General features: G+C 36.1%; 26 protein-coding genes. 8 read left to right on the forward strand and 18 right to left on the reverse strand.

The genetic code is table 11. The features are described 5' to 3' along the window. Nucleotides 1-68: 68 nt before the first annotated feature. The 5 genes from kynU to mutY are packed head-to-tail and all read right to left on the reverse strand — an operon-like array spanning nt 69 to nt 4,825. Nucleotides 69-1,346, reverse strand: a complete 1,278-nt coding sequence (kynU, locus tag FNW21_RS03335) for a kynureninase (RefSeq protein WP_144255311.1) — start codon at nt 1,344-1,346, stop codon at nt 69-71. A 58-nt stretch (nt 1,347-1,404) separates the two neighbouring features. Continuing rightward, nucleotides 1,405-1,968, reverse strand: a complete 564-nt coding sequence (gene gldD, locus FNW21_RS03340) for a gliding motility lipoprotein GldD (RefSeq protein WP_144255312.1) — start codon at nt 1,966-1,968, stop codon at nt 1,405-1,407. A 7-nt stretch (nt 1,969-1,975) separates the two neighbouring features. After that, a complete protein-coding gene (locus tag FNW21_RS03345; protein ID WP_144255313.1) occupies nt 1,976-3,271 on the reverse strand; it encodes a gliding motility-associated protein GldE in 1,296 nt (431 codons plus the stop codon). Nucleotides 3,272-3,294: 23 nt separating this feature from the next. After that, on the reverse strand, nt 3,295-3,735 hold the full coding sequence (locus FNW21_RS03350; RefSeq protein WP_144255314.1) for a single-stranded DNA-binding protein: 441 nt from the start codon (nt 3,733-3,735) through the stop codon (nt 3,295-3,297). Nucleotides 3,736-3,781: 46 nt separating this feature from the next. Then, complete coding sequence (mutY, locus tag FNW21_RS03355) at nt 3,782-4,825, reverse strand: A/G-specific adenine glycosylase (protein ID WP_144255315.1); 1,044 nt, start codon at nt 4,823-4,825, stop codon at nt 3,782-3,784. 134 nt (nt 4,826-4,959) lie between these two features. Between mutY and FNW21_RS03360 the strand changes: the two genes are divergently transcribed. The 5 genes from FNW21_RS03360 to FNW21_RS03380 all read left to right on the forward strand — a co-directional run bounded on the left by FNW21_RS03360 (nt 4,960) and on the right by FNW21_RS03380 (nt 10,040). After that, entirely contained in the window at nt 4,960-5,250 is a 291-nt protein-coding gene (locus tag FNW21_RS03360; protein WP_039112429.1) for an HU family DNA-binding protein, read from the forward strand. 372 nt (nt 5,251-5,622) lie between these two features. Next, complete coding sequence (locus FNW21_RS03365) at nt 5,623-7,167, forward strand: Rne/Rng family ribonuclease (RefSeq protein ID WP_144255316.1); 1,545 nt, start codon at nt 5,623-5,625, stop codon at nt 7,165-7,167. 261 nt (nt 7,168-7,428) lie between these two features. Further along, nucleotides 7,429-8,133 carry a phosphatase PAP2 family protein gene (locus FNW21_RS03370; protein ID WP_144255317.1) on the forward strand — a complete coding sequence of 235 codons (705 nt, stop codon included), beginning with the start codon at nt 7,429-7,431 and terminating at the stop codon, nt 8,131-8,133. A gap of 3 nt (nt 8,134-8,136) precedes the next feature. After that, entirely contained in the window at nt 8,137-8,514 is a 378-nt protein-coding gene (locus FNW21_RS03375) for a GtrA family protein (protein ID WP_144255318.1), read from the forward strand. Then, entirely contained in the window at nt 8,514-10,040 is a 1,527-nt protein-coding gene (locus FNW21_RS03380; protein WP_144255319.1) for an ArnT family glycosyltransferase, read from the forward strand. The genes FNW21_RS03375 and FNW21_RS03380 overlap by 1 nt, the downstream gene beginning before the upstream one ends. A gap of 88 nt (nt 10,041-10,128) precedes the next feature. Here FNW21_RS03380 and FNW21_RS03385 read toward each other — a convergent pair whose 3' ends face one another. The 3 genes from FNW21_RS03385 to FNW21_RS03395 form a co-directional block, all read right to left on the reverse strand. Further along, complete coding sequence (locus FNW21_RS03385; RefSeq protein ID WP_144255320.1) at nt 10,129-10,887, reverse strand: SIMPL domain-containing protein; 759 nt, start codon at nt 10,885-10,887, stop codon at nt 10,129-10,131. Nucleotides 10,888-10,980: 93 nt separating this feature from the next. Beyond that, nucleotides 10,981-11,424: a nucleoside deaminase gene (locus FNW21_RS03390; protein WP_144255321.1), complete on the reverse strand. Its 444-nt coding sequence runs from the start codon at nt 11,422-11,424 to the stop codon at nt 10,981-10,983. Nucleotides 11,425-11,528: 104 nt separating this feature from the next. Next, on the reverse strand, nt 11,529-12,653 hold the full coding sequence (locus FNW21_RS03395) for a Fic family protein (RefSeq protein WP_235889581.1): 1,125 nt from the start codon (nt 12,651-12,653) through the stop codon (nt 11,529-11,531). A 166-nt stretch (nt 12,654-12,819) separates the two neighbouring features. Here FNW21_RS03395 and FNW21_RS03400 point away from each other — a divergent pair, with 166 nt between their 5' ends. Further along, on the forward strand, nt 12,820-14,598 hold the full coding sequence (locus FNW21_RS03400) for a 1-deoxy-D-xylulose-5-phosphate synthase (protein ID WP_144255322.1): 1,779 nt from the start codon (nt 12,820-12,822) through the stop codon (nt 14,596-14,598). A 59-nt stretch (nt 14,599-14,657) separates the two neighbouring features. Then, entirely contained in the window at nt 14,658-15,605 is a 948-nt protein-coding gene (locus FNW21_RS03405) for a DUF3078 domain-containing protein (RefSeq protein WP_144255323.1), read from the forward strand. 1 nt (nt 15,606) lies between these two features. On the opposite strand, the gene FNW21_RS03410 is transcribed toward FNW21_RS03405, so the two are convergent. Genes FNW21_RS03410 through FNW21_RS03425 form a run of 4 tightly spaced genes read right to left on the reverse strand, consistent with a single transcriptional unit; the run spans nt 15,607 to nt 18,020 of the window. Then, a complete protein-coding gene (locus FNW21_RS03410; protein WP_144255324.1) occupies nt 15,607-16,953 on the reverse strand; it encodes a deoxyguanosinetriphosphate triphosphohydrolase in 1,347 nt (448 codons plus the stop codon). 47 nt (nt 16,954-17,000) lie between these two features. Continuing rightward, nucleotides 17,001-17,303 (reverse strand): type II toxin-antitoxin system RelE/ParE family toxin, encoded by a 303-nt coding sequence (locus tag FNW21_RS03415; RefSeq protein ID WP_144255325.1) that lies wholly within the window; start codon nt 17,301-17,303, stop codon nt 17,001-17,003. Then, nucleotides 17,300-17,506: an addiction module protein gene (locus tag FNW21_RS03420; RefSeq protein WP_144255326.1), complete on the reverse strand. Its 207-nt coding sequence runs from the start codon at nt 17,504-17,506 to the stop codon at nt 17,300-17,302. Before FNW21_RS03420 ends, FNW21_RS03415 begins: the two co-directional genes overlap by 4 nt. A 52-nt stretch (nt 17,507-17,558) precedes the next feature. Next, complete coding sequence (locus FNW21_RS03425; protein ID WP_144255327.1) at nt 17,559-18,020, reverse strand: Lrp/AsnC family transcriptional regulator; 462 nt, start codon at nt 18,018-18,020, stop codon at nt 17,559-17,561. Between the two features lie 157 nt (nt 18,021-18,177). Here FNW21_RS03425 and metE point away from each other — a divergent pair, with 157 nt between their 5' ends. Beyond that, the gene (metE, locus tag FNW21_RS03430) at nt 18,178-20,502 is read left to right on the forward strand and encodes a 5-methyltetrahydropteroyltriglutamate--homocysteine S-methyltransferase (protein ID WP_144255328.1); all 2,325 of its coding nucleotides are present in this window, start codon (nt 18,178-18,180) and stop codon (nt 20,500-20,502) included. Between the two features lie 67 nt (nt 20,503-20,569). On the opposite strand, the gene FNW21_RS03435 is transcribed toward metE, so the two are convergent. The 6 genes from FNW21_RS03435 to FNW21_RS03460 all read right to left on the reverse strand — a co-directional run bounded on the left by FNW21_RS03435 (nt 20,570) and on the right by FNW21_RS03460 (nt 26,140). After that, a complete protein-coding gene (locus FNW21_RS03435; protein WP_144255329.1) occupies nt 20,570-20,854 on the reverse strand; it encodes a type II toxin-antitoxin system RelE/ParE family toxin in 285 nt (94 codons plus the stop codon). Further along, nucleotides 20,851-21,069 (reverse strand): hypothetical protein, encoded by a 219-nt coding sequence (locus FNW21_RS03440; protein ID WP_144255330.1) that lies wholly within the window; start codon nt 21,067-21,069, stop codon nt 20,851-20,853. Before FNW21_RS03440 ends, FNW21_RS03435 begins: the two co-directional genes overlap by 4 nt. A 74-nt stretch (nt 21,070-21,143) precedes the next feature. Continuing rightward, on the reverse strand, nt 21,144-21,623 hold the full coding sequence (locus tag FNW21_RS03445; RefSeq protein WP_144255331.1) for an RDD family protein: 480 nt from the start codon (nt 21,621-21,623) through the stop codon (nt 21,144-21,146). Nucleotides 21,624-21,693: 70 nt separating this feature from the next. Next, a complete protein-coding gene (locus tag FNW21_RS03450) occupies nt 21,694-24,123 on the reverse strand; it encodes a ribonucleoside-diphosphate reductase subunit alpha (RefSeq protein WP_144255332.1) in 2,430 nt (809 codons plus the stop codon). A gap of 210 nt (nt 24,124-24,333) precedes the next feature. Beyond that, entirely contained in the window at nt 24,334-25,311 is a 978-nt protein-coding gene (locus tag FNW21_RS03455; protein WP_144255333.1) for a ribonucleotide-diphosphate reductase subunit beta, read from the reverse strand. A gap of 262 nt (nt 25,312-25,573) precedes the next feature. Further along, entirely contained in the window at nt 25,574-26,140 is a 567-nt protein-coding gene (locus tag FNW21_RS03460; protein WP_144255334.1) for a DUF3109 family protein, read from the reverse strand. Nucleotides 26,141-26,181: the final 41 nt, after the last annotated feature.

Below are 26,181 nucleotides of genomic sequence, written 5' to 3' on the forward strand. Positions count from 1 at the left end.
CGGTGTGTTGCATCGGCTTTATTTTTTTGTAGCACCTTTTATAAAAGGAGTTCGGATTATTAATTTGCTTATTTTGCTAAAATTCCCGCTTTCAAAATTTGACCAAATTCATACATATCTTCAAAAGAACAATACATAGGAACGGGAGCTAACCGAATCACATTGGGCTCACGCCAATCTGTAATAACTCCGTTTTTCATTAAATAATCGAATAAACTGCGCCCTTCCCCATGAAGAAAAACTGATAATTGGCATGCTCGTTCGGATGGATTAGCAGGGGTTATGATTTCGAAGTTTCCATTGACTTCTTGATCGATTTCGTGTAAAATAAATTCTAAATAAGCGGTTATTTTGTCTCTTTTGAGGATCAAAGCATCCATCCCTATTTCCTCAAAAAGGGTAACAGAGGCAAGATATGGAGCCAATGAAAGCACTGGTAAATTACTTATTTGCCAGCCATCGGCACCGTGGATGGGGTCGAAATTTGGCTCCATCTTGAAACGCCGTTCTTTGTTATGTCCCCACCAACCTGCAAATCGTGGCAAATTAGGATTGTTATGGTGCTGTTCGTGAATGAAACAACCCGACGCATTTCCTGGTCCTGAATTCATGTATTTGTAACTACACCAAGCAGCAAAATCTACGTTCCAATCGTGCAAGTGCAATTTTACATTTCCCGCAGCATGTGCTAAATCCCACCCTACTTTTGCCCCTACTTGATGTCCCGCTTGGGTTATGGCTTTCATGTCAAAAACTTGACCGGTATAATAATTAACACCTCCTATTAATACCAATGCGAGTGCATCGCCAACTTGGGCAATTTTGGCCAAAATATCTTCCAATCGCAGGTTGTGTTCGCCTTCTCTGCGCTTGATTTCAACAATGGCATCTTCGGGTTGGTAGCCGTGAAAATGCACTTGGCTTTGAAACATATATTGATCCGATGGAAACGCTTTTTCCTCACAAATAATTTTATATTGCGTGGCTGTTGGTTGATAAAAAGAAACCATCAATAGGTGCAAATTGACAGTTAAAGTATTCATTACAGTGACTTCGCTAGGCAAAGCCCCTACAATAGAACTCAACGGATTGGCAAAACGTTCGTGGTAATCCCACCACGGTTTTTGAGCATAAAAATGACCTTCGACAGCAAGATTTGCCCAATCGTTCAGGATTTCATCAACATAGGATTTGGCTCTTTTGGGTTGCAATCCTAATGAGTTTCCAGTAAAATAAATGACTTTTTTGTCGTTTACTTTTGGAAAAATAAATTCGTCTTGATACTGGCGTAAAACATCTTTATTGTCGAGATCTTGTGCAAATTCACGAGTGTTTTCAAAAGTCATTGTTTCTAGATTTAAAGAGTAAAAGTACTAAAAAAGACCGCAAATTGCCTTGCCAAAACTACTTCCACTTCAAGGTTTCCAGCAAACGTTGCATGTCATTTTTTACATAACTTGCAGCGGGCATGATCGAATCGAAATTGGGTTTGGCGTAAAAATAAACCGAAGCGGTAACAAAATGTTTGGTACTATCCGTGGCGTAAAACTGGGAATTGGTTGCGGCATTACCATCTACTTGGTAGAACATTCCGTATACTTTTTTGTTGGGATTCAAAAAAGGTTGCTCCAGAATATCATCGGCTTTTATAACGTGCTCATAGGTTAGTTTTTGAGCATCACGCAACAGTTTATTGATATCGTTATGAACGGGTTTATAGGTCAAATAAATAGTGGCTTTCATTTTGGGATACGTAATGGTAAAACCACAATTTTTTTCGCCTTTGATAACCGCCTCCGAATTCATTTCGAAAGTAAACGGGCATTCATTCCCGAAATTCACATATTTGGCTTCATTATAATCCAACCGCAAATAGGCCGATGGTTTAGGCAAAACATCGTTTTTACAACTAAAAAAAGGAAGCATAACAATAAAAAGGAGGGCGATAGTGCTTGTTCTTTGGGTCATTTTATACTTATTCAATCGTTACTTTTATTTGCTTGATTCGTTTTTTGTCGACAGCTTCGATGGTAAACAAGCAATTTTCGAAAGCTATTTTTTGTTCTTTTTTGGGAAAATTGCCCAGTATTTCAAGAATAAAACCAGCGAGCGTTTCGGCTTCGCCTTTTTTAATTTCAAAAACAGCTTCATCAACATCAATAATTCGGTAGAAATCTTTTAGGTTTATTTTGCCCTCAAAAAGAAAATTTTTATCGTCAATTTGAGAAAAATTAATGTGTTCGTCGTCAAATTCGTCGCTGATATCGCCTACAATTTCTTCGATTACATCTTCTAAAGATACCAATCCCGAGGTGCCTCCATACTCATCGACCACTATGGCGAGATGGCTTTTCATGCTTTGAAACTCTTTTAACAAATCGTCCAGTTTTTTGTTTTCGGGCACAAAAAACGGTTCACGGAGTAAGGTTTTCCAATCGAAATCATTGTTATTAATGTGTGGCAATAAATCTTTTACAAATAAAATTCCCACGATTTGATCCACATTATCTTGGTAAACTGGAATTCTAGAATAGCCTTTTTCGATAATTTTGGGATAAATTTCAGCGAAAGAAGCATCAATTTCGAGTGCAAAAATATCAATTCTAGGACTCATGACCTGTTTGGTATCGGTATTCCCAAAAGAAACTATTCCTTCTAGAATTTTTTGTTCCTCGCTAGAAGTATCATCGGTGGTTGTAAGCCCAAGTGCTTGTGAGAGTTGGTCTACCGAAAAATTATTTTTTTGTTTCCCAAGTTTCGTGTGCAAATAAATGGTTGTGGCGCGCATGGGCAAACTTATTGGCGAGAGCAATTTGTCCAAAAAAGCAATAGGATAGGCCACCAAATTTGCAAATTTAATGTTGTTGCGACTGGCATAAACTTTGGGCAAAACTTCGCCAAATAACAACAATAAAAAAGTAACTACAATTACCTCTAGAATAAACTTTAAAATGGGCGAGGTCACTGCCAAGAATAGTTCCTTCCCGACAAAAGAAAACAAAATAACGACTCCAATATTTATAAAATTATTGGCTACTAGTAAGGTAGCTAACAATTTCTTGGGTCTTTCTAAAAGTTGAGCGATTATTTTTCCTTTGGAAGGATTTTGAAGTGTGGTCTCCTCGAGGTCTTTTTGCGAAAGCGAAAACAAGGCCACCTCGGCACCTGAAACTATGGCAGAACAAAAAAGCAATGCAAAAATAGCACTAAAACCTAGTACTGCAGGAGTATCTATGGTGTAGGCAAAATCTAAACTGGGCGCTGGGTCCAAATTACATACGATTAGTTAAACAATTAAAACGGCAAATCATTTATAGGTAAGTCGTTATTTACGGTGTCAAAGTTAGTGTTTTTTGCTGGTTCAGGAGTTTGGATTTGCTTCTGGTTTTCGGTGTCTTTTTTGGTGTTCAAAAACGTAAATTCGGTTACTTGAATCTCGGTGGTGTATTTGGTTGAACCATCTTCGGCTTGCCATTGACGTGATTTTATTCGTCCTTCTACATATATTTTATCTCCTTTTGATAAATATTTTTCGCAAATTTCGGCGGCTTTGTTGCGCACTACAAGGCTGTGCCACTCGGTTGACGTGATTTTCTCATTGGTCGTTTTATTGATATAAACCTCATTAGTAGCCAATTGAAAACGCCCAATGCAGTTGCCTCCTTCAAAATAATGCATTTTAATATCGTCACCTAAATAACCTATAAGCATTACCTTATTTAATGTTCCGTTCATAATAATGTGGTGGTATTTGAATCAAAGATACATTTTTTTTGAAAAATTAGGAAACACAATGCGCTTCAATAAAATTATGGATCACAATAGGAAACGGAAATGTTTTTAAAGTCGCGTTATCAATTCCGTTTTGAATAGGCTCGTTCAAATTTACTTTCCAGAATTTGATGTGTAAATGCTGGTGAGAAAGCTTGTGAATAATACTTTTAGGGTTGTATTCTAGAATGCTTTTGATGGAATTTTGCTCAAAAAAATCATTCTGAACCGCACTGGCAATACACTCAAAATCCTCTTCTTGGTTCGTTTCTATCAACGGAAATTCATAGAGGTTGTGCCAAATTCCTTTGTCCGTTCGTTTTTGAATGATGGTATTGGCATTGGCATCGGCCACAACCAGATAATTGAAGTAGCGGTTTCGTACTTTTAATTTCTTTGATTTTACGGGTAATTGAGCCACTTTCTTTTTTTGAAGCGCTGCACAACTTTCGTTAAAAACACAATTGTTACAATCGGGATTTTTAGGAACACATTGCAAGGCGCCAAACTCCATTATGGCTTGATTAAAAAGTGCTGGATTATTTTTGGGTATTAACTCAAAGGCCAAAGCAGTAAATTCCTTTTTGGCGGAAGCCGCAGCAATATCCGTTTCGACATCAAAATACCGAGACAAAACCCGAAAAACATTTCCGTCAACAACAGGCACGACCTCATTATAGGAGAAAGAGGCAATCGCGGCAGCGGTATATTCGCCTACTCCTTTTAGTTTTAACAAATCTATATAATTGTCTGGAAAAACTCCTGATAACTCATTGGCAATATATTGAGCCGTTTGATGCAAGTTTCGAGCTCTGGAATAATAGCCTAATCCTTGCCAAAGTTTTAATACTTGCTCCTCATGAGCATTGGCCAAATCAAAAACAGTAGGAAAAGCAGCTGTAAACGAGTTAAAATAAGGTAATCCTTGGGCAACTCTAGTTTGCTGTAACATGATTTCGGAGAGCCAAATCAGGTAGGGATTAGTGGTGTTTCGCCAAGGCAAATCTCGTTTATTTTGTAAATACCAATGCGTAAGCAAGTTAGAAAAAATCATGGATTAATTATTTGTTAGCAAAAGTAAAAGTTTATGTAATTAAAATTTAATGAATTAGCTTGAATTATTGTTTTTTAAATTCATATATTTGCAACCTCAAAAAAAATAGTACAACATAATAAATAGGAAAGAAAATGACGAAAGCAGATATCGTAGCAAAAATTTCAGAAAAATTAGGTCTTGAAAAAGGAGATGTTCAAGCAACAGTAGAGACTTTTATGAATGAAGTAAAAACTTCATTAGAAACTGGAGACAATGTTTATCTAAGAGGTTTTGGAAGTTTTATCGTAAAAACGAGAGCTGAAAAAACAGGAAGAAATATTTCTAAAAATACAACTATTAAAATTCCTGCACACAACATTCCTGCGTTCAAACCAGCAAAAGTATTTGTTGAAGGCGTAAAAATCAATAACGAAGCAAAATAAAAATATTAATTAATCATAAAATCGACAAGATATGCCAAGTGGTAAAAAAAGAAAGAGACATAAGGTAGCAACGCACAAACGTAAAAAAAGAGCGAGAGCTAACCGTCACAAAAAGAAAAAGTAGTTTTAAACTACTTTTTTCTTTTTAAAAGTTCATTGAAATGGAGATTTAAGATTGTAGATTACCAATTTAAGATTGCAGATTTAAAAAATCTAAAATCAAGAATTAAAATCAAGAAATCTAAAATCTCACCGGGGTCAATACCTGTTAAAATTATTGTTTAATCCATCCTTACAATTAGCCATTAGCCATTAGCAATGTCATGTTTGCTAAAAGCCAAAAGCTAAAAAGTCTGGATAAAAATTTACAGTGTGAATAAAGAATTAATCATTAGATCGAGTTCTGAAGCCGTAGATTTTGCCTTATTAAAAGATGGAAAACTAATTGAATTACACAAAGAACAAGAAACGAGCAACTTTCAGGTTGGTGATATTTTTATTGCCAAAATCAGAAAACCAGTTGCGGGACTTAATGCCGCTTTTGTAAATGTAGGCTTCGAAAAAGATGCTTTTTTACATTACCATGATTTAGGACCAAATCTTGCTTCCCAACTGAAATTCATAAAACTTGTAAGCGCAGGTAAAATAAAAGATTTCTCCCTAAAAAATTTTCAGTTTGAAAAAGAGATTGATAAAGATGGCACTATTACCGAGGTTTTAAATGCCAATCAATCCGTTTTAGTACAAGTTGTCAAAGAACCAATATCGACCAAAGGCCCAAGAATTAGCGCAGAGCTATCTCTTGCAGGTCGTTTTATTGTGTTAGTTCCTTTTTCTGACCGAGTGTCTATTTCTCAAAAAATAGAAGACCGAAGAGAAAAAGAACGACTAAAAAAACTTGTACAATCCGTCAAACCAAAAGGATTTGGTGTTATTGTTCGCACAGTAGCCGAAGGCAAAAATACCGCAGAATTAGAAAAAGATTTGCAGAACCTGTTAGACAGATGGACTGCAATGTGTAAAAAATTACCAACTGCTCATCATCCGTCCAAAGTATTGGGAGAACTCAACAGAGCCTCTTCGATATTACGAGACGTGTTCAATGATACCTTTAGTGGTATTCAGATAGATGACGAAGAGTTGTACAACCAAACAAAGGATTATTTGCAAGAAATTGCACCATCCAAACAATCGATTGTTAAGTTTTATCAGTCAAATGATACGCCTATATTCGAGAAATACAACATAGAAAGACAAATCAAAACTTCTTTTGGCAAAACCGTTTCGATGAGCAAAGGAGCGTATCTTATTATAGAACACACTGAAGCATTGCACGTTATAGACGTAAATAGCGGAAACCGTTCGAATAAGGCTTCTAATCAAGAGGACACCGCCATGGAAGTAAACATGATTGCCGCCGCCGAAATCGCTAGACAATTGCGTCTTCGAGATATGGGCGGAATAATCGTGATTGATTTTATTGATATGTCTAATCCCGAAAATCGCAAAGTATTGTTCGACTTCTTGAGAGAAGAAATGAGCGACGATAAAGCCAAACACAAAATCTTACCTCCCAGTAAATTTGGATTAGTTCAAATTACTAGACAAAGAGTAAGACCAGAAGTGAATATCAAAACTAGAGAAGAAGATCCTAACAATGAACACGGCGAAATTGAAGCGCCAATTTTAATCATTGATCGAATCGCTTTGGATCTAGAACGAATTCTAAAAGTCCACACCGATGTTGTGCTTAATGTGCACCCATTTGTGGCCGCTTACCTTACCAAAGGATTTCCATCACTACGTTCAAAATGGTTTTTTGAACATAAAAAATGGATAAAAATAATTCCTCGTGACGCTTACACGTATCTAGAATATCATTTCTACGATAAAAAAGGAACTGTATTAAAAGAATAAATTAAAACCGCCTTTCGCAAGATTGCTTTGCCAGTACGGCTTAGCAGCCTCGAGTGGCGGTTTTTTTTGTAGTTTTTTTTAGCACAATAACCACAATAAACTACATACCAGCGCTTTAAATTAACGTTATTTATAAAACAGTATTGAAATACCTTAACAATAGTAACCTTTGATTTACAATTTGGTTTTATTTTTATAAACTTAAGTTCGTATTCACAACACAGTAAGCCAGTATTTTTACGCCTGATTAATATCCGTAAAATGACTCACTTAATCTCCAAGAACAGCTGGTTTTACACCATTACACTACTATTACTCGTGGCTATGAGCTGCTTTTTATGTTGTTTTTCGCATTGTGATGGCTTCATGCTTTTGAATAGTTTTCATACCAAAGCCTTGAATTTCTTTTTTGAAATTATTACTTTTTTTGGCGACGGCATCTTTTTAATTGCTGTTAGTTTGCTCCTTCTTTTTGGTTTTAAAAAGCATCGAAAACTTGCATTTCTTATCCTACTTTCGTATTTTATTTCTGGTGTTTTTGCACAATTTTTCAAAGCCTTTATTACAGCTCCTAGACCAAGTGTGTATTTTGCAATGCATCATTACACCTATTATCTGGATACCTTTGCCACGAGCAGAATTGGATTTCGGAGTTTTCCTTCGGGTCATGCCGCTTCTGCATTTGCAATGGCTACCGTTATTTCTATTTATTGTCATAAAAAATCGGTTTGTATAGCGGCCTTACTCTTTGCGCTCTTGGTGGGTTATTCCCGAATATACTTGGCGCACCATTTTCTAATTGATGTTTTGGGCGGGACAGCTATTGGTGTTTTATCGGCATCATTATCGGTAATTTGGTATAACGCCATCCAATCAAAAATTAGCAAAATAGTCAAAAAGAGCTTGTTTCATAAAAACAATTGGCCCAATACGGCATTCCCAAATTCTTCCTTAAGCAACCCCTGATAGATGGATTTTATTCGATTTATAAAGTTTGGACTAGTTGGTTTTTCTGGACTTTTGATAGATTTTTCGGTAACTTGGATTTGCAAAGAAAAACTCCAATTGAACAAATATGTTTCAAACGGATTTGGTTTTTTGTTTGGCGTAGTAAACAACTATTTTCTTAATAAATACTTTACTTTTCAAAACAATGACCACCATCTTGCTGCGCAGTTTTTAAGTTTTTTGTTGGTTTCCATCATTGGCTTTACCTTGAATACGGCTCTCCTTTATGGACTTCAAAAAAAGACTAAAATTAATTTTTATGTTTGCAAAGCTATGGTAACCGTCCTAGTTTTCGTTTGGAATTTTGCTGCAAATAGCTGGTATACTTTTAAAATATAATGATTACAAAACACAAACTATTTTTACTAATTGCAGTTGCAACGCTGGTACGCTGTTGTATTGCTACGACCCTAAATCTAGGGAACGACGAGGTGTATTACCTCACTTATGCGCAACATTTGCAATGGAATTATTTTGATCATCCGCCCATGGTGGCGCTACTTATACGCTTAACTACGCTTAATTTATGGCTAACGAATGACTTTTTTGTAAGGCTAGGATCTATTCTTTTTTCGGGTATAAATACGTATTTAATTTATGCCATTGGCACAAAAATAAAAAATGAGAATACGGGTTTTATAGCAGCTGTGCTGTTTTCGACCTCTATTTATTCCAGTATAATTGCTGGCGTATTTATTTTGCCTGATGCGCCTCAACTCTTTTTTTGGATGGTGAGCTTGTGGCTTTTGATTGAAATAGTAACAACGAATACCTCCAAAAACCAACTCAATATCAATCTGTTACTTTTTGGTTTAACTACGGGTTTGTGTGTGATGAGCAAAATTCACGGTGTTTTTTTGTGGCTTGGCTTTGGATTGTATATTTTGATTTACAAAAGAAATTTGCTGTCGAATGTCTATTTGTATCTGGCGGTGTTGCTAACTTTGATGCTAATTTCGCCAATACTTTTTTGGAATATCGACAACCATTTTATAACCTATACTTTTCACAGCAATCGAGTTAGCATTCACAGCGGTTTGAATTCCAGCAGTTTTTTTAGAGAGCTTTTTGGCGGTATTTTATACAACAATCCCATCAACTATTTTCTTATCAGTATCACTTTGATTGCCATGTGCAAAAATCAAATTACCCTTGCGCAACCCGTGAAAAGAATATTACTTTTATCAGGACTACCGTTACTCGTTATTATTCTTTTTATCTCCTTATTTAGAGACACATTACCGCATTGGTCTGGTCCTGGATTTACTGCTTTACTCCTTTTGGCAGCTTGCTTTATCGATGACAAAACAAAATTGAATACTACCAATATAAGTAAAGCTGTAGCCTATTCGGGTGTTTTGATTCTAGTCGTGGTTGTTTCAGGGATTTTAGTAATCAATTATTATCCAGGAACCATTGGCGATAAAAAAGAAGAATCACTTGGCAAAAAAGATGTGACGCTGGATATGTACGGCTGGGATTTTTTCAAAAAAGAATTTGACAATCTGCATCAAAAAGACCTTTATTTAAAGAAAACTAAAACTAATTTTATCATTACTAACAAATGGTTTCCAGGTGCTCATATTGATAATTATATTGCACAACCCTTGCATCTGGATTTTGTAGCCCTAGGAAAATTGGAGGACATACATACCTATGCGTGGCTGAACGCCTATAGAAAGAAAATAAAAAAAGGAGATGACGCCTACTTTATTACGGTTTCTAATAGCTTTAGCAATCCTAAAGACTCCTACAAAATGCTTTTCGAAAAAATTAATTCGCCCGTAATAATCAAACAATACCGCAATAATAAACCAACACGAAATATGCTTGTTTATTTGCTCGAAGGCTATAAAGGGGAATGAAATAAAATAGAAGTATACACCAAAACATCTACAAATTAATTCTTTTCGAGTTCCCTCTTTAAAGTGAAATTGTTTGGTTTAATTAGTTTTATTTCAAACCATATTCCAATCTTACTGTAATTCTGGCTGTTTTATTTTTACTAAAAGTATCATTATTACCACCATAACTATCCTCTGCTGTTGAGCCTTGACCCGTAATTTGAAAAACGCCCATACTTGCATCTTTAAGTTTGCCTATACTACCATTTGCCGTATTTACAATTTTATTCGCCCGCTCGTTTGCATCTTTTGTAGCATTTTCTATCAAGCTTTGTTTCAAACTTGGCAAGTTAGAATAGGTGTATTGGATAGAGTTTGACGTTAGTTCTATTCCGGAATTTATCAATTCAGATGTTTTGCTTGATACGGTTTCAATACGTTTCATGAGTTCTGGATTTTTCTTGGCCGAAAACGAAATACTTTGCGTTGCTTCATACCCATCAAAAACTTGTTCTGTATTTATGTATTCGTTATTGGCATTTTGAACTTTAATTTCTCTAAACTTTTTTTGAAAATTTACGGCTCCAAAAGAAAACTCGTTCGGTTTAAATCCTTTTGAAATAAAAAATTCGGAAACAATTTTTTGGTCCGAAATAATTTTGCCATAAGCTGTTTTGATATCTAGACTATTTGCCGTAAAACTGCCAGACCACAAAATTTCGTCCGAAACAAAATCTTTCGTTCCAAGCCCAATTACCGAAATAGAATCTAAATTTTCATTTCTGTTTTTAAAAGATTGACCCAAAATAAAGGCAGTAACTACGATTGCAATTCCAATAATAAGTGATGTTTTGATTTTGGTTTCCATCGTCAACGTAATTTTAGAATTTAGTTATTTCTTTCCACTAGTATACTATAACTGTAAATGTAATGAGAAATTGACAACATTAAACGATAGGTCTTACTTTCTTTTCTCGGCAAAAAATCGCTTTATTAAATCAGTAGCTTCATTTGCCAAAATTCCACGAACAACCGTAGTTTTGGGATGCAATTGTGTTCCCATTTTCTCGAAACCGCGATTTTCATCGCTGGCACCAAAAACAATTTTCGAAATTTGTGACCAGTATAATGCACCCGCACACATCTGGCAAGGTTCGAGCGTGACATATAGCGTACAATCCTTGAGGTATTTTCCTCCAATAAAATTAGCAGCGGCAGTAATCGCTTGCATTTCAGCATGGGCTGTAACATCATTGAGCAATTCAGTCAAATTATGACTTCTAGCAATGACCTTATTATCGATTACAATGATTGCGCCTACAGGGATTTCATCTTTTTCAAAAGCGGTTTCTGCCTCTTGCAAGGCTTTTTTCATGAAATATTCGTCGGTGAAAGGGTTTTCCATAGTGCAAAAGTACGATTTTGAACTAATTTTAGGTTTCTCAAATACAATTTCTAGTAGCCATTCACAAAAAAAATCAATTTAAAAACAAAAAACTTATTGTAACGTTATAACAACAAATTCAAGTCATACCCTCTACTTCTTCCTTCTCCTTTTGGAATCAAAACGCTTTTTTCTGTCAAATCCTGTAAATCTCTTGTGGCAGTTGCTCTGGAAGTTTTTGTGATAGCAACATATTTTATAGCAGTCATTCCACCTTCAAAACCAGCAATACCATTTTCAAACATTTTTAAAACAGCCTTACTTTGTCTTTCGTTCATTTGATTTTTAAAACGGTCTATAAATTTGGTTTTATTTAAAGTAAAAAGAACCGTTTCTTTGGCATTTTTCTGTGATTCTAAAATCAGTGTAGAAAAATAAAAAATCCAATCTGTGATTTCTAAAGTTCTTTGGGCTTGCTGTAATGATTCATAATATCGTTTTTTATCCTGTTCAATAGTACTTGAAATGCTCATTAAAACAGGTCGATTTAAGGATTCCGAAAGACATTTTTCGGCAATAGCCCTACCAATTCTATCATTTCCGTCTTCAAAAGGATGAATACTTTCAAAATACAAATGCGAAATTGAAGTTTTAATCAATGCACTTTTGATATCGGTTGGTTTCACTTCAAAATTAGTATACCAATCGATAAAATTTTTCATTTCAACTGGAACTTGATTGGATGGTGGCGCTTCAAAATGAATGATTTCTTTACCAAATCTACCTGAAACAATTTGCATTGGTTCCTCGCCAATTCTATACTCTCCAGGATTAATACGCTTGGAAAATTCCATGAGAATAGTGTGCCATTCTTTTATCGAAAACTCGGTAAGCTTTGCAGCATAAGAATTTCGCACCGTCACCATCAACTTTCCAATTCCTTGTGCATTTTTGTCTCTTATTTGACCAAAAGTAGCTCCAATTCCTAAATTCTTTTTAATCGAGGACATTACATCTTGACGACTAAAAAATTCTCCTTCTATTTCCGAAGTTTTGATAGCCTCAAAAATCATAAATTGCAAAATTGTTTCTTGCTGAATCTCGGTTGATAAGGAATCGACAAGACCTTTTAGTTCTCCTGTTTCCAAAGCAAAATCCATACATAATGAATCTATTACAGAATCATCAAATAAAAACTTTTTCCAATTTGAATGTTGCCAGTTGTATTGCATTGAGTTATTTAATCTCATTAATCGCCTCAAATATAGTGTTTTTTTGAGGCGATTAACGCAATTAATTGCCTCAATTTTCAGTTTAATCCAATTTATACAGGGATTCAAGTTGAAAATAGAATTTGTCGCAAAGATTCAAAATTGTAATTAAATTTAAAACCGTAAATTTGTTTTTTAAAATACAATGAAAAGCAAATTCCTAAAACACATCAACAATCCTACCGATTTGCGCCAACTCGAAGAAGCCCAGCTTCCCGAAGTGGCACAAGAATTGCGCAATTTTATAATTGCCGTTGTAGCGGTCAAGGAAGGACATCTTGGCGCAAGCCTTGGTGTGGTAGAGCTTACCATTGCCTTGCATTATGTTTTTGATACGCCAAATGATTTATTAATTTGGGACGTAGGACACCAAGCCTATGGACACAAAATACTCACTGGTCGAAGAGCCAATTTTCATACCAATAGACAACTCAACGGCATTTCGGGTTTTCCCAAACGTAGCGAAAGTGTTTACGATGCTTTTGGCGTAGGGCATTCTTCGACTTCTATTTCGGCAGCTTTAGGAATGGCAATTGCTTCCAATTTGAAAGGAGATTTCGAGAAACAGCATATTGCTGTAATAGGCGATGCTTCTATCGCATCTGGAATGGCATTCGAAGGATTGAATCACGCCGGAGTTACAGATGCTAATTTACTAGTCATTCTCAACGACAACGCTATCGGAATTGACCCTAGTGTTGGCGCTTTGAAAAATTACCTCACTGCCGTAAAAGAAGGAAAAAACCACAAGCAAAACAACATGATTAAGTCCCTGAATTTTGATTATTCAGGACCCATTGATGGGAATGATATTTTTGCCGTAATCAAGGAATTAAAGCGTTTGCAAAAAATTAAAGGCCCCAAGTTTTTACACCTCATTACCACCAAAGGCAAAGGGCTACAACAAGCCGAAGATAACCAAGTACAATACCATGCGCCTGGTAAATTTGACGCCAACACAGGTGAAATCCTACCCAAATCCGAAGCAAATTTACCTCCAAAATACCAAGATGTTTTTGGGTTAACCATTTTAGATTTGGCGAAAGCCAATGAAAAAATAATCGGAATTACCCCTGCCATGCCATCAGGAAGTTCCCTGAAATTTATGATGGACGCGTTCCCAAAACGTGCTTTTGACGTGGGAATTGCAGAGCAACACGCAGTAACATTAGCCGCTGGAATGGCTACGCAAGGAATGGTTGTTTTTTGCAATATTTATTCTACTTTTTTGCAACGAGCTTACGACCAAGTCATACATGACGTGGCTTTACAGGATTTACCAGTTATTTTTTGTTTGGATAGAGCAGGTCTGGTTGGCGAGGATGGCGCCACACATCACGGTGTTTTCGATTTGGCCTATTTGCGTTGTATTCCTAATATGATGGTGTATGCTCCTTTGAACGAAATTGCCTTACGCAACATTTTATACACCGCACAATTGGGTTTAAATCATCCTATTGCAATTCGTTATCCTCGGGGTCGAGGGCAAATTGTGGATTGGCAAAAACCGTATCAAAAAATCGAAATTGGTCAAGCCAATTGCCTCAAAAAAGGAAGCCAAATAGCCGTTTTATCTAACGGAACTATTGGCAATAACGTGACTTTGGCATTGGCCAAAATGAACAATCCAGAAAGCATTGCGCATTATGATTTTGCTTTTGTAAAACCAGTAGACGAACCACTATTGCACACTATTTTCTCGGAATTTGAAAGTATTATAACTCTGGAAGATGGGGTTATAAAAGGAGGATTTGGGAGCGCAATTGTTGAGTTTGCAGCATCCCACAATTATAAATCCAAAATTGAAATTCTAGGCATTCCAGACGAATTCATCGAACAAGGAACCGTATCCGAGCTACAATACTATTGCAAAATTGACGTTTTCAGTTTAGAAATAATTTTTGCTAATGCCCTTTTTAGTTAAAATTTAAAATGGGATAATTACTTCAAATAATTATTTTTGCAAAAAAAAACAGATCAATAATGAAATTAGTGCCTACTCTTTTTTTACTACTATTACTCACTACAACAACTGGTTTTGCTCAAGAAATCACAAATGTAACACCGCAAGATACCGTTTCGAATTGGATTAAAAAAAATAGTGTGGGATTTGACATTTCCCAAATTGCTTTTGTAAACTGGAGTGCTGGAGGAACCAGTTCTGTATCCGGACTTTTGAAAGGAAATTTCCAACGAATTTACAAAAAAGACAATTACATTTGGGCTAACGAGCTTATTGTCAGATACGGTTTAAACAAACAAGACGGAATTGGCGTTCGCAAAACCGATGATGCGGTTCATATAAATTCCACTTTTGGCTACCGAAAAGACACTTTGACAAACTGGTACCACTCGGCTAAATTTAATTTCAACACGCAATTTACAAATGGATATTCGTACCCAAATAAAGAAATTGCCATTTCAAAACCTTTTGCACCCGCTTATATTTTTATGGGTATTGGAGCTGAAAATATCAATAAAGAGAAAAAAAGAAAGTTTTACATCTCCCCTTTTACGTTCAAAAAGACACTCGTTTTAGACCAAACGCTCGCTGACCAAGGCGCATTTGGTGTTACAAAAGCAACCTATGATTCCGAAGGAACAATGCTTACCAGAGGTAAAAGAACCAAGACTGAACTGGGTTTCTTGGTAACAACGCAGTTTAAAAAAGAAATTTTTCAAAATATAAATTTCGAAAACCGATTGAGTTTGTATTCGGATTATCTTAACCATTTTGGCAATATCGATATTGACTGGGATATGCAACTCGAATTAATTGTGAACCGCTATGTAAAAGCTACTATTGGTACACATTTTATATATGACGACGACATAAAATCCAAAAAAGAAGTAGATGGAATTCAAATTACCGAAGGCCCAAAAGCACAATTGAAACAACTTTTAGGCATCGGGATTTTATATGAATTTTAGGTTAATTATTTTTTCTGCCATTTATCATTTCGTATAATTTCAGGGCATTCCCATCAGTCAACATCGATACATAATGACAAATATGAAGCAATCGCTCGTATAGATTTTCTTTTTCTATATGATGCTTTTCGGGTAGCATTTTTAGAATCAAAGTATCATAATTAGACGCTTTCCCTTCGAATTTATTGCTAAAAGCGGTAATCATTTTATCTAATAATGTTTGAATAATTTGATACCCCACAATTTCCTTCTCGATGACTTCTCGGCTTTGGTAAATTGTATTTACACTCAACTTAATCACATCGTCCATTTGGGCTTTGTACTGGCTTTTATCCATTATCGAAAACGGAAATCTTCCTGCCAAAATCGCTTCTTCGTTTTCGATAAAAACTTTTACAGCATCATTAATCAAGCTACCAATTGCCAAAGCACGCAAATAACTGATGCGATCCTCCTTGGTGGTCAAAGTTTTGTATTTTTCGACGCCAATATTGTCTTTTACTAATTTTATCAAATATTCTAAAGCAAAATCCTCGGAAACTAAACCCAGATTTATTCCGTCTTCAAAGTCAATAATAGTGTAGCAAATATCATCGGCGGCTTCGACCAAATAGGCCAAAGGATGTCTCTCATAACCAATATCATCGCCCGTTTTATTAGGAATCAAACCCAATTCTAAAGCAACATCTTCAAAGAATTTTTTATCCGTTTGAAAAAATCCGTATTTTTTATCGGCTATGTTTTTAGTCGGTTTTTTAGGCAAGCTTTCTTTGGGATATTTCATGAACGCTCCTAAAATGGCATACGTAAGTCTAATACCGCCAGAAACTCCCGGACGGGAACTCGACAAAACCGAAAATCCATTGGCATTCCCTTCAAAATCGATTAAATCCTGCCATTCTTTGGCGGAAAGTTTATCTTTATATTGTTGTCCTTTTCCTATCGAAAAATATTCCCCAATGGCTTTTTCGCCTGAATGCCCAAAAGGCGGATTTCCAATATCATGCGCCAAAGATGCTGCAGCCACAATAGCCCCAAAATCATTCATTTGATAGCCATGAACTTCCTGTAAATACGGGTGTTTTTCGATTATTTTCTTCCCTACCAAACGACCCAAGGAACGCCCAACTACCGAAACCTCCAGACTGTGCGTGAGCCGAGTGTGCACAAAATCGGTTTTTGACAACGGAATCACTTGCGTTTTGTCCTGTAAACTTCTAAAAGCCGACGAAAAAATAATACGGTCATAATCGACTTCAAAACCCAAACGCGTTTCGTCTTGCTCAATTCGCAATCGCTTGCTTTTATCGCCTTGGCGCTTTAAGGATAATAGTTGTTCCCAGTTCATAGTGATTGTGGATTGTGGTTTAAGTATTTGTGAGGTTGGGAAAACAATTATAAACGGGGTCTTTGTGACCAATTTTTAGGAGAACGAGAAGTATGAAAAACACCAATAACTGTTATTTGATTTTTAATAAATACGTAATGAATTCCATAAGGGAAGCGTGAAATAAATCTAATTTTGATATGTTTATATCTTTTTTGAAACGCCTCGGGATTTCTTAAAACTGCTTCAATTTCTGCTTCTAAACAAAGTTCAAAATCATACGAAAGTCCTATTCTTTGTTCCTCATACCAGAGAACAACAGCTTCAATATCGAATAATGCTTCATTCGTAAATTGAATTTTATTCGTCATCGAATAGACTTCAAATGGTTTTTTACCTCATCCCAAGAATGCAACTCTGATTTTCCCTCTTCAAAAATTTGCAATCGAATATCTAATTCTCTTTTCAATTCGTCAGAAATTTCTATTTCATTTTTAGAAACACTATCCCATAATTGCTCGGCAAGTACAATCTTTTCGGCATTGCTATAGTTCAATAAATTCTTGATTTCCATAAATTCACATTTAGTGTTTACAAATTTAAACAAATAAAATTATAAAATCATATCAAATCGCCAATGCCGTGCTGTGCTTAATTTCGCCCATGACAAAAACGCTCTGCGTATTGCCAATATTCTCGATGGTCGATAATTTGTTCATTACAAAATCTTGGTAACTCGCCATATCTTCGACCAAAATTTTGAGCATAAAATCGTAATCGCCAGCAATGTTGTAGCATTCAATTATTTCGGGTAGTGCAACGATGTCTTTTACAAAATTGCTTCCTACATTTCGGGCGTGTTCTTTGAGGCGCACGTTGCAAAAAACGGTCATGCCAAGATTCAATTTTTTCTTATCTAATAAGGCTACATATTTCATAATATACCCCTCACGTTCTAGGCGTTTGATGCGTTCATAAACGGGGGTAACGGTCAGGAAAAGTTTGCTCGCTAGCTCTTTTGTGTTGCTATTTGAGTTCTCCTGCAGGTGTTTTAAGATTTGTAAATCGATTTTATCTAAATTTTCCATAGTTTTTTTTACTGCCAAAGTTCTTTTTATAACTTAATTACCAAACAAATTACTACAAAAACCTCCATAAAAACCTCATTTTACTGAAATAATTTCATTTTTAAAGTATAAAAATCTATTGCAATACATTTGTACCGTAAAAAAAACTTTTAAAAACATGAAAACAAACAACCTGGGTTACCCAAGAATTGGGAGCAATAGAGAACTAAAAAAAGCAAGCGAATTGTATTGGGCCGGAAAAATTTCGGCCGATGAATTGCTAGAAGCAGGAAAAAAAATCCGTGCCACAAACTGGCAATTGCAAGCCGAGGCAGGTATCGATTTGATTCCGTCTAATGATTTTTCTTTTTATGATCAGGTTTTGGATTTGAGTTTGACTTTGGGAGCAATTCCGAAACGTTACAGCGAAATCGCCAAAACAAACTCCGCTTTGGATTTGTATTTTACCATGGCTAGAGGTTCGCAAAAAGAAGGGCAAGACGTAGTGGCCATGGAAATGACCAAATGGTTTGACACGAACTACCATTATATTGTACCAGAATTTACAAAAAATCAAAAATTTGAATTGTTTTCGACCAAAATAATTGACGAATTTAAAGAAGCAAAAAACAACGGCATCATCACCAAACCCGTGCTTATTGGCCCCGTTTCTTATTTGCTTTTGGGCAAAGAAAAAGAAGCTGGTTTTGAAAAAATTGATTTGATAGAAAATATATTGCCCGTTTATTTTGAAATTTTAAAGGCTTTGCAAACCGAAGGCGCAAAATACATACAGATTGACGAACCCTTTTTGGCCTTGAATTTAACCGATAAAGACCGTGCTGCCATTACAAATGTTTACAACCAAATCAACAAAAAGTTCCCTTCTTTAAAAATAATTTTGACCAATTATTTTGATTGTTTTGGCGAAAATTTAGACACCGTTTTGGCTCTACCCGTTGATACTTTGCACCTAGATTTGGTGCGCTGCCACTCACAATTGGATGATATTTTAGATTCCGGAAAATTGGCTGCCAACATAAACCTTTCTCTTGGAGTGGTGGACGGAAGAAATATTTGGAAAAATGATTTCAAAAAATCTTTGGCATTAATCGAAAAAGCAACCAACGCAATTGGGAAAAACCGAGTTTTAATTGCACCTTCCTGTTCGCTAATTCACTCGCCTTGCGACTTGGATTTAGAAACCAATGACGCTACATTAACACCCGAAATCAAACAATGGCTGGCTTTCGCCAAACAAAAAATAGAAGAAATTGTACTGCTTCAAAATTTTGCTACAGACGAGGTAAGTCTGGTGGATTCGGTTTCATTTCAACAAAATACTATTGCGAATGAAAACCGTAAAACTTCAAAATTAATTCATAATGATGCCGTAAAAAATAGAGTAAAGAGCATTACAACTGGCGATGACAAAAGAGAAAATGCTTTTGCTATTCGAAGAGAAAAACAAATTGAAGCTTTGAATTTGCCTTTGTTTCCAACCACTACCATTGGATCTTTCCCACAAACTACCGAGGTAAGAAGCTGGAGAGCCCGATTTAAAAAAGGCGAATTATCACAAACAGCATACGATCATTTATTGCAAAAAGAAACCGAAGAAACCATTCGTTTTCAGGAAGAAACGGGCATTGATGTGCTGGTTCACGGTGAGTTTGAGCGCAATGATATGGTAGAATATTTTGGCGAACAATTGAGCGGATTTACCTTTACCAAAAACGGTTGGGTACAAAGTTACGGCAGCCGTTGCGTGAAACCGCCCGTCATTTATGGCGATGTTTCGCGCCCAACGCCCATGACTGTAAAATGGGCGCAATTTGCACAATCACTAACGCCAAAATGGGTAAAAGGAATGCTTACTGGCCCAGTAACCATCTTGCAATGGTCATTTGTGCGCAATGATCAGCCACGATCTGAAACTTGTACGCAAATAGCCTTGGCCATCCGTGATGAGGTGGTTGATTTAGAAAAAGCGGGCATCAAAATCATTCAAATTGATGAGCCAGCTATTAGAGAAGGATTGCCTTTGCGCAAAGAAGAATGGGCTAATTATTTAAACTGGGCCATCAAAGCCTTTAGAATTTCGGCCTCGGGCGTGAAAGACGATACGCAAATTCACACCCACATGTGCTACAGCGAATTTAACGACATTATTCAAAACATTGCCGATATGGATGCCGATGTAATCACCATTGAATGCTCGCGCTCACAAATGGAATTGCTGGATGTTTTTGCCGATTTTAACTACCCCAACGAAATTGGGCCTGGGGTCTATGACATCCACTCGCCACGCGTGCCTTCTCGCCAAGAAATGGTGCATTTATTAGAAAAAGCCGCCGCCGTGATCCCCGCAAATCAACTTTGGGTAAACCCCGATTGTGGCCTCAAAACCCGCCATTGGGACGAAACCAAAAAAGCATTAATCGAGATGGTCGCTGCTGCAAAAGAAATGCGAGTGGCTGTTGAGAATGTTGCATTGGTTTAAAAGCTATTATTTATAACCAAAAACCCCTAGTAGATTTTAGATTTACTAGGGGTTTGGTTTTTAGAAACTATAATTTATGTATTCCTTTTCGAGCATCATAAAATGCTAAAAGAGGAATGTTTTCATCTTGAATTTGATAATACAAAATAGTTTTTTTATTAATTACCGCTTTCCGAATTTCATTTTTATGTTGATAAACTGCAAAAAATTCCGGATTTATTTCAATATCTTCAACGGTTTTTGAAACATCAAAATAATATTTTTCAGCAACCAAATTCCCGAATTTATTTTTAATATAATCTATAATTTCGTCTAAAGTTAACTCCGAAGTTTCAGTCCAAACGATTTTCATTTTTCAGCGAACTTTACTTCAAAACGCTTTTTTACTTCTTCGTTCGAACTAACATTCCCTGATGAAACATCATTCAATCCTTTTTGAATTAGCTGATTTTCAAAAAACGAAAACTCATTTTTCTCTTTAAAACCTAGGATTTCTTGAATGCTTTTTTCATCATCAATTTTTTGAATCCATTGAATTATATTTTTCTTTTCGATTGAGATATCCATAATGATAAAATTGAATTATAAAATTACAAAATATTTTGATTGTTAATCAGAAAAACAAATTCAGAATTACTAATTTACTGAAGCTCTGAAAACTCCTTTTTACTAACCTCTAGCTTCTCTTTTTTAACCACAAATGTACCCGAATATTCATCATGCAAGCCTAGTCTTCTCCCTTTTAAAAAAGTTAAACACTCAAAGGGCATAATTCTTAATGTTGTTCTAGTTAAAATAGCAATGAAATTTGGTTTTGAGCCGTCTTTCAAAACAACAATTGTTTTTGTGAAATATTTGGCAAGTGTCCGAGCTAGAAAATATTCAGTAAATCCGTAATAGAAAAAACAGATTATGGTTCTATAAATTATTTTCTTGTAGGGATCAAATGAATCAATCCAATCTGAAACTAGAGGAAAATCTGCATTAAACTTTACAAAGCTAGCCAACAAATACGCTATTGAAAACACGATATTAATAAAAAAAACATCAACAACAAAGTGCAACATACGAGTGTTTTTTGAGGCTAAAATATAATTTGGTATTGTATATTTTGTCTTCATTTGATTATAAATATAAAACAAAAACAGCTACCGTAATTGATAGCTGCTTCTTTTATTCTATTTTCTAAAATTACGAACCACACATTTCACAATCTTCTGGCCCTGCGTTTTTGGCTAATTCGATCATGGCTCGGTATTCTGCTGGAGTCATTTCTACGGCATCGTTTAGAACAGCAATAGGCTGTAATTTCTGTTCTGCAATTGGCTCTTTTACCTCTAATGGTTCTGCTTTTTTATCGTTGTTCAAGGTGAATTTTATAGCATCAACAGCTGCTTTGGTTCTCAAATAATACATTCCTGTTTTCAATCCAGATTGCCAAGCGTAGAAGTGCATCGAAGTCAATTTAGAGTAATTGGCGTTTTGCATAAACAGGTTCAACGACTGTGATTGGTCTACAAAATACCCTCTATGACGGGACATATCGATAATATCTTTCATGGACATTTCCCAAACAGTTTTGTACAATTCTTTCAATTCTTGTGGAATATTCAAGTTCTGAACCGAACCATTTTCACGCATTAATTCTTGTTTCAAGGTTTCGTTCCAAAGTCCACGTTCTACTAAATCGTTCAACAAATGCTTGTTGACTACGATAAATTCTCCCGAAAGTACTCGCCTAGTATAAATATTGGATGTATATGGTTCAAATGCTTCGTTGTTTCCTAAAATTTGGGAAGTTGAAGCGGTTGGCATTGGCGCAACCAAAAGCGAATTTCTTACTCCGTGTTGCATCACTTCTTTTCTCAAGGAAGCCCAATCCCAACGTCCAGAAAGTTCTTCGTCCTTCATTCCCCATAGGTTGTGTTGGAATTCTCCTTGCGAAATTGGCGAGCCTTTAAAACTAGAATACGGTCCTTCTTCTTTGGCCATTTCCATCGAGGCGGTTACAGCTGCAAAATATAAAGTTTCGAAAATTTCTTGATTTAATTTCTTGGCTTCGTCACTCGTAAACGGCAAACGCAATAGTATAAAAGCATCGGCAAGTCCTTGAACGCCAAGCCCAATTGGACGGTGACGCATATTAGAATTTTCGGCTTCTTTTACAGGATAGTAATTTCTATCAATCACTTTGTTCAAGTTACGCGTTACTCGTTTGGTAACAGTAAACAGTAATTCGTGATTGAATTTTTTGTTTTCTACAAACATTGGCAACGAAAGCGAAGCCAAATTACAAACAGCAACCTCATCAGCAGAAGTATATTCCATAATCTCGGTACACAAATTCGATGACCTAATGGTGCCAAGATTTTTTTGATTTGATTTCCTGTTGGCTGCATCCTTGTACAACATGTAGGGCGTTCCAGTTTCAATTTGTGATTCTAGAATTTTTTCCCATAATTCATGCGCTTTAATGGTTTTTCTACCTTTACCCGCTTTTTCATAATCAGTGTACATTTTTTCGAAGTCTTCACCGTGAACGTCATACAAACCAGGACATTCATTAGGGCACATTAGCGTCCAATCGCCGTTTTCTTGCACTCTTTTCATAAACAAATCCGAAGTCCACATGGCAAAGAATAAATCTCTGGCACGCATTTCCTCTTTACCTGTATTCTTTTTCAAATCCAAAAATTCAAAAATATCAGCATGCCAAGTTTCGATATAAATGGCAAAACTTCCTTTGCGTTTTCCACCACCTTGATCTACATAACGAGCGGTATCATTGAAAACACGCAACATGGGAACAATTCCGTTGGAAGTTCCGTTGGTACCCCGAATGTAAGAACCCGTTGCCCGAACGTTGTGAATAGAAAGCCCTACTCCACCCGCCGATTGCGAGATTTTGGCAGTATTTTTTAGCGTATCGTAAATGCCATCAATACTATCGTCTTTCATAGCTAGAAGGAAACAAGACGACATTTGCGGTTTTGGAGTTCCAGCGTTAAATAAAGTTGGTGTGGCGTGAGTAAAGAATTTTTTCGACATTAAGTCGTACGTTTCTATTACTGATGTTAGGTCGTTAAGGTGAATCCCAACCGAAACACGCATTAACATGTGTTGTGGTCTTTCGACAATTTTACCGTTTATTTTCAACAAATAAGAACGTTCTAATGTTTTGAAACCAAAATAATCGTAATTAAAATCTCTGTTGTATATAATGTGTGAATTCAAAAATTCAGCATTCTCCATAATTACTTTATGCACTTCATCGGACAGTAAAGGAGCATATTGTCCGTTTCTAGGATTGACATAATGAAACATTTCGTTCATCGTTTCCGAGAACGATTTGTTGGTATTTTTATGCAAGTTGGAAATGGCAATTCGAGCCGCCAATTGGGCATAATCAGGATGAGCAATGGTCATTGAAGCGGCAGTTTCAGCAGCAAGATTGTCTAATTCCGAGGTGGTAACTCCGTCATACAATCCCTCAATAACTCTCATGGCTACTTTTACTGCATCTACCAAATCATTCAAACCATAGCATAGTTTTTTAATTCTATCCGTGATTTTGTCAAACATTACGGGCTCTTTGTGGCCGTCTCTTTTTACTACGTACATAATAATCTTGTTTTTTTTAAAATAGAAAATCCCTTTTCTATTTTGTCGAATTTGTATTAATGGTTTTGGGAAACTAATCCCGTTGAATTATTAGGTATTTTTGCCACGAAGTCACAAGGCGCAAATTTTTTTGGCTTTGCCATTCGTACTTAAATTAAGAATTCTTATTTTATATTTTTCTTCGTGGCTTGGTGCCTTTGCGGCGAAATATTAAAAATCAGCGTCAAATGTGATTTTTTGCGCTTCGGAATCGGTGTTCATTACGCCCGCTTTTTGATATTCAGCTACTTTTTTCTCAAAGAAATTGGTTTTTCCTTGCAATGAAATCATGTCCATAAAATCAAACGGATTGGTGGTATTGTATTCTCTTTCGCAACCTAGTTCTACTAACAATCTATCCGCAACAAATTCTAGGTATTGCGTCATCAAAACGGCATTCATACCAATCAAACTCACAGGAAGCGACTCGGTAATGAACTCTCTTTCAATATTTAAGGCGTCGACAATAATGCTTCTGATTCGTTCATTAGGCACTTTATTAACCAAATGGTGGTTGTGCAAATGCACCGCAAAATCGCAATGCACGCCTTCGTCACGAGAAATCAATTCGTTCGAGAAGGTTAATCCTGGCATCAAACCTCTTTTTTTCAACCAATAAATGGAGCAAAAAGCGCCTGAAAAGAAAATTCCTTCCACTGCTGCAAAAGCTATTAAACGCTCTGCGAACGAATCGGATTCAATCCATTTCAAAGCCCAATCTGCTTTTTTCTTAATCGCTGGAAAAACTTCTAACGCATTGAATAATTCCTCTTTTTCGGCTTCATCTTTCACGTACGTATCAATCAACAACGAATAGGTTTCACTGTGAATGTTTTCCATCATGATTTGAAAACCATAGAAGAATTTAGCTTCGGCATATTGCACTTCGTTAACAAAGTTTTCGGCCAAGTTTTCATTTACAATTCCATCTGATGCGGCAAAAAAAGCTAAAATATGTTTGACAAAATACCGCTCATCATCGGACAACTTATGATTCCAATCGTTTAAATCTTGGGACAAATCAATTTCTTCGGCGGTCCAAAAACTGGCTTCCATACTTTTATAAAACTCCCAAATATCATGGTGTTTGATTGGAAAAATAACGAAACGGTTTTTGTTTTCTTGTAAAATTGGTTCTAGTTGTGACATGGGATGTGTTTGTTTTTTTGAATTATCAGCCTATTTTTAGTCGTTCAGCGGATTACAAAGATTGTAAAATAATGCGGTTATAAAAAGCCAAACTTATTCACAATCGCTACTAGTTTTTAACAAAGCACCGAAATAAGAATGATTTTCATACATTTTTTAAATTACTGAAAATCAATATTTTAAAAACACAAAAACACGCTAAAACACCGCCAACTATAGGATTTTTAAAATAAGAAACAAGGAAACAACCGCTTTTTTTTATTTATTTTTTTAGGTCTTGAGCCACTTTTTCTAGCTCTAAATACCAATCTTCGCCAAACTTGCGAACCAAAGCTTCTTTGACGAATTTGTAGATGGGAACTTCTAATTCTTGTCCTAATGAACACGCAGGATCACAAATGTCCCAACGGTCGTAATTAACGGCAACAAACTCGGTAAAATCTTTTACTCGAATGGGATATAAATGACAAGAAACTGGTTTTTTCCAATCGATTATACCTTGATTGTAGGCTTGCTCAATACCACAAAGTGCGGTTTTGCCATCAAAAATCACATACGCACAATCCTTGTTGTCTATCAATGGTGTTTCGAGATCACCATCAGTTCCTGTTACCCAAACACCTTGCGCTTCGATGGCTTGAATGCCTTGTTTGCGAAGAAAAGGTTTCACTTTTGGATAAATAGTTTCTAGAATCTTGGTTTCCTCTAGGCTCAAAGGAGCTCCAGCATCGCCGTCTACACAACAAGCACCTTTGCAAGCCGATAAATTACACACAAAATCTTTTTCGAGTATGTCTTCTGACACGATGGTTTTTCCTAATTGAAACATTATTTTGAGGTACTGGGATTATATTTTGCAAAGGTAATCAA

The sequence above is a fragment of the Flavobacterium restrictum genome (assembly GCF_007097245.1).
GTDB classification, from domain to species: Bacteria; Bacteroidota; Bacteroidia; order Flavobacteriales; family Flavobacteriaceae; genus Flavobacterium; species Flavobacterium restrictum.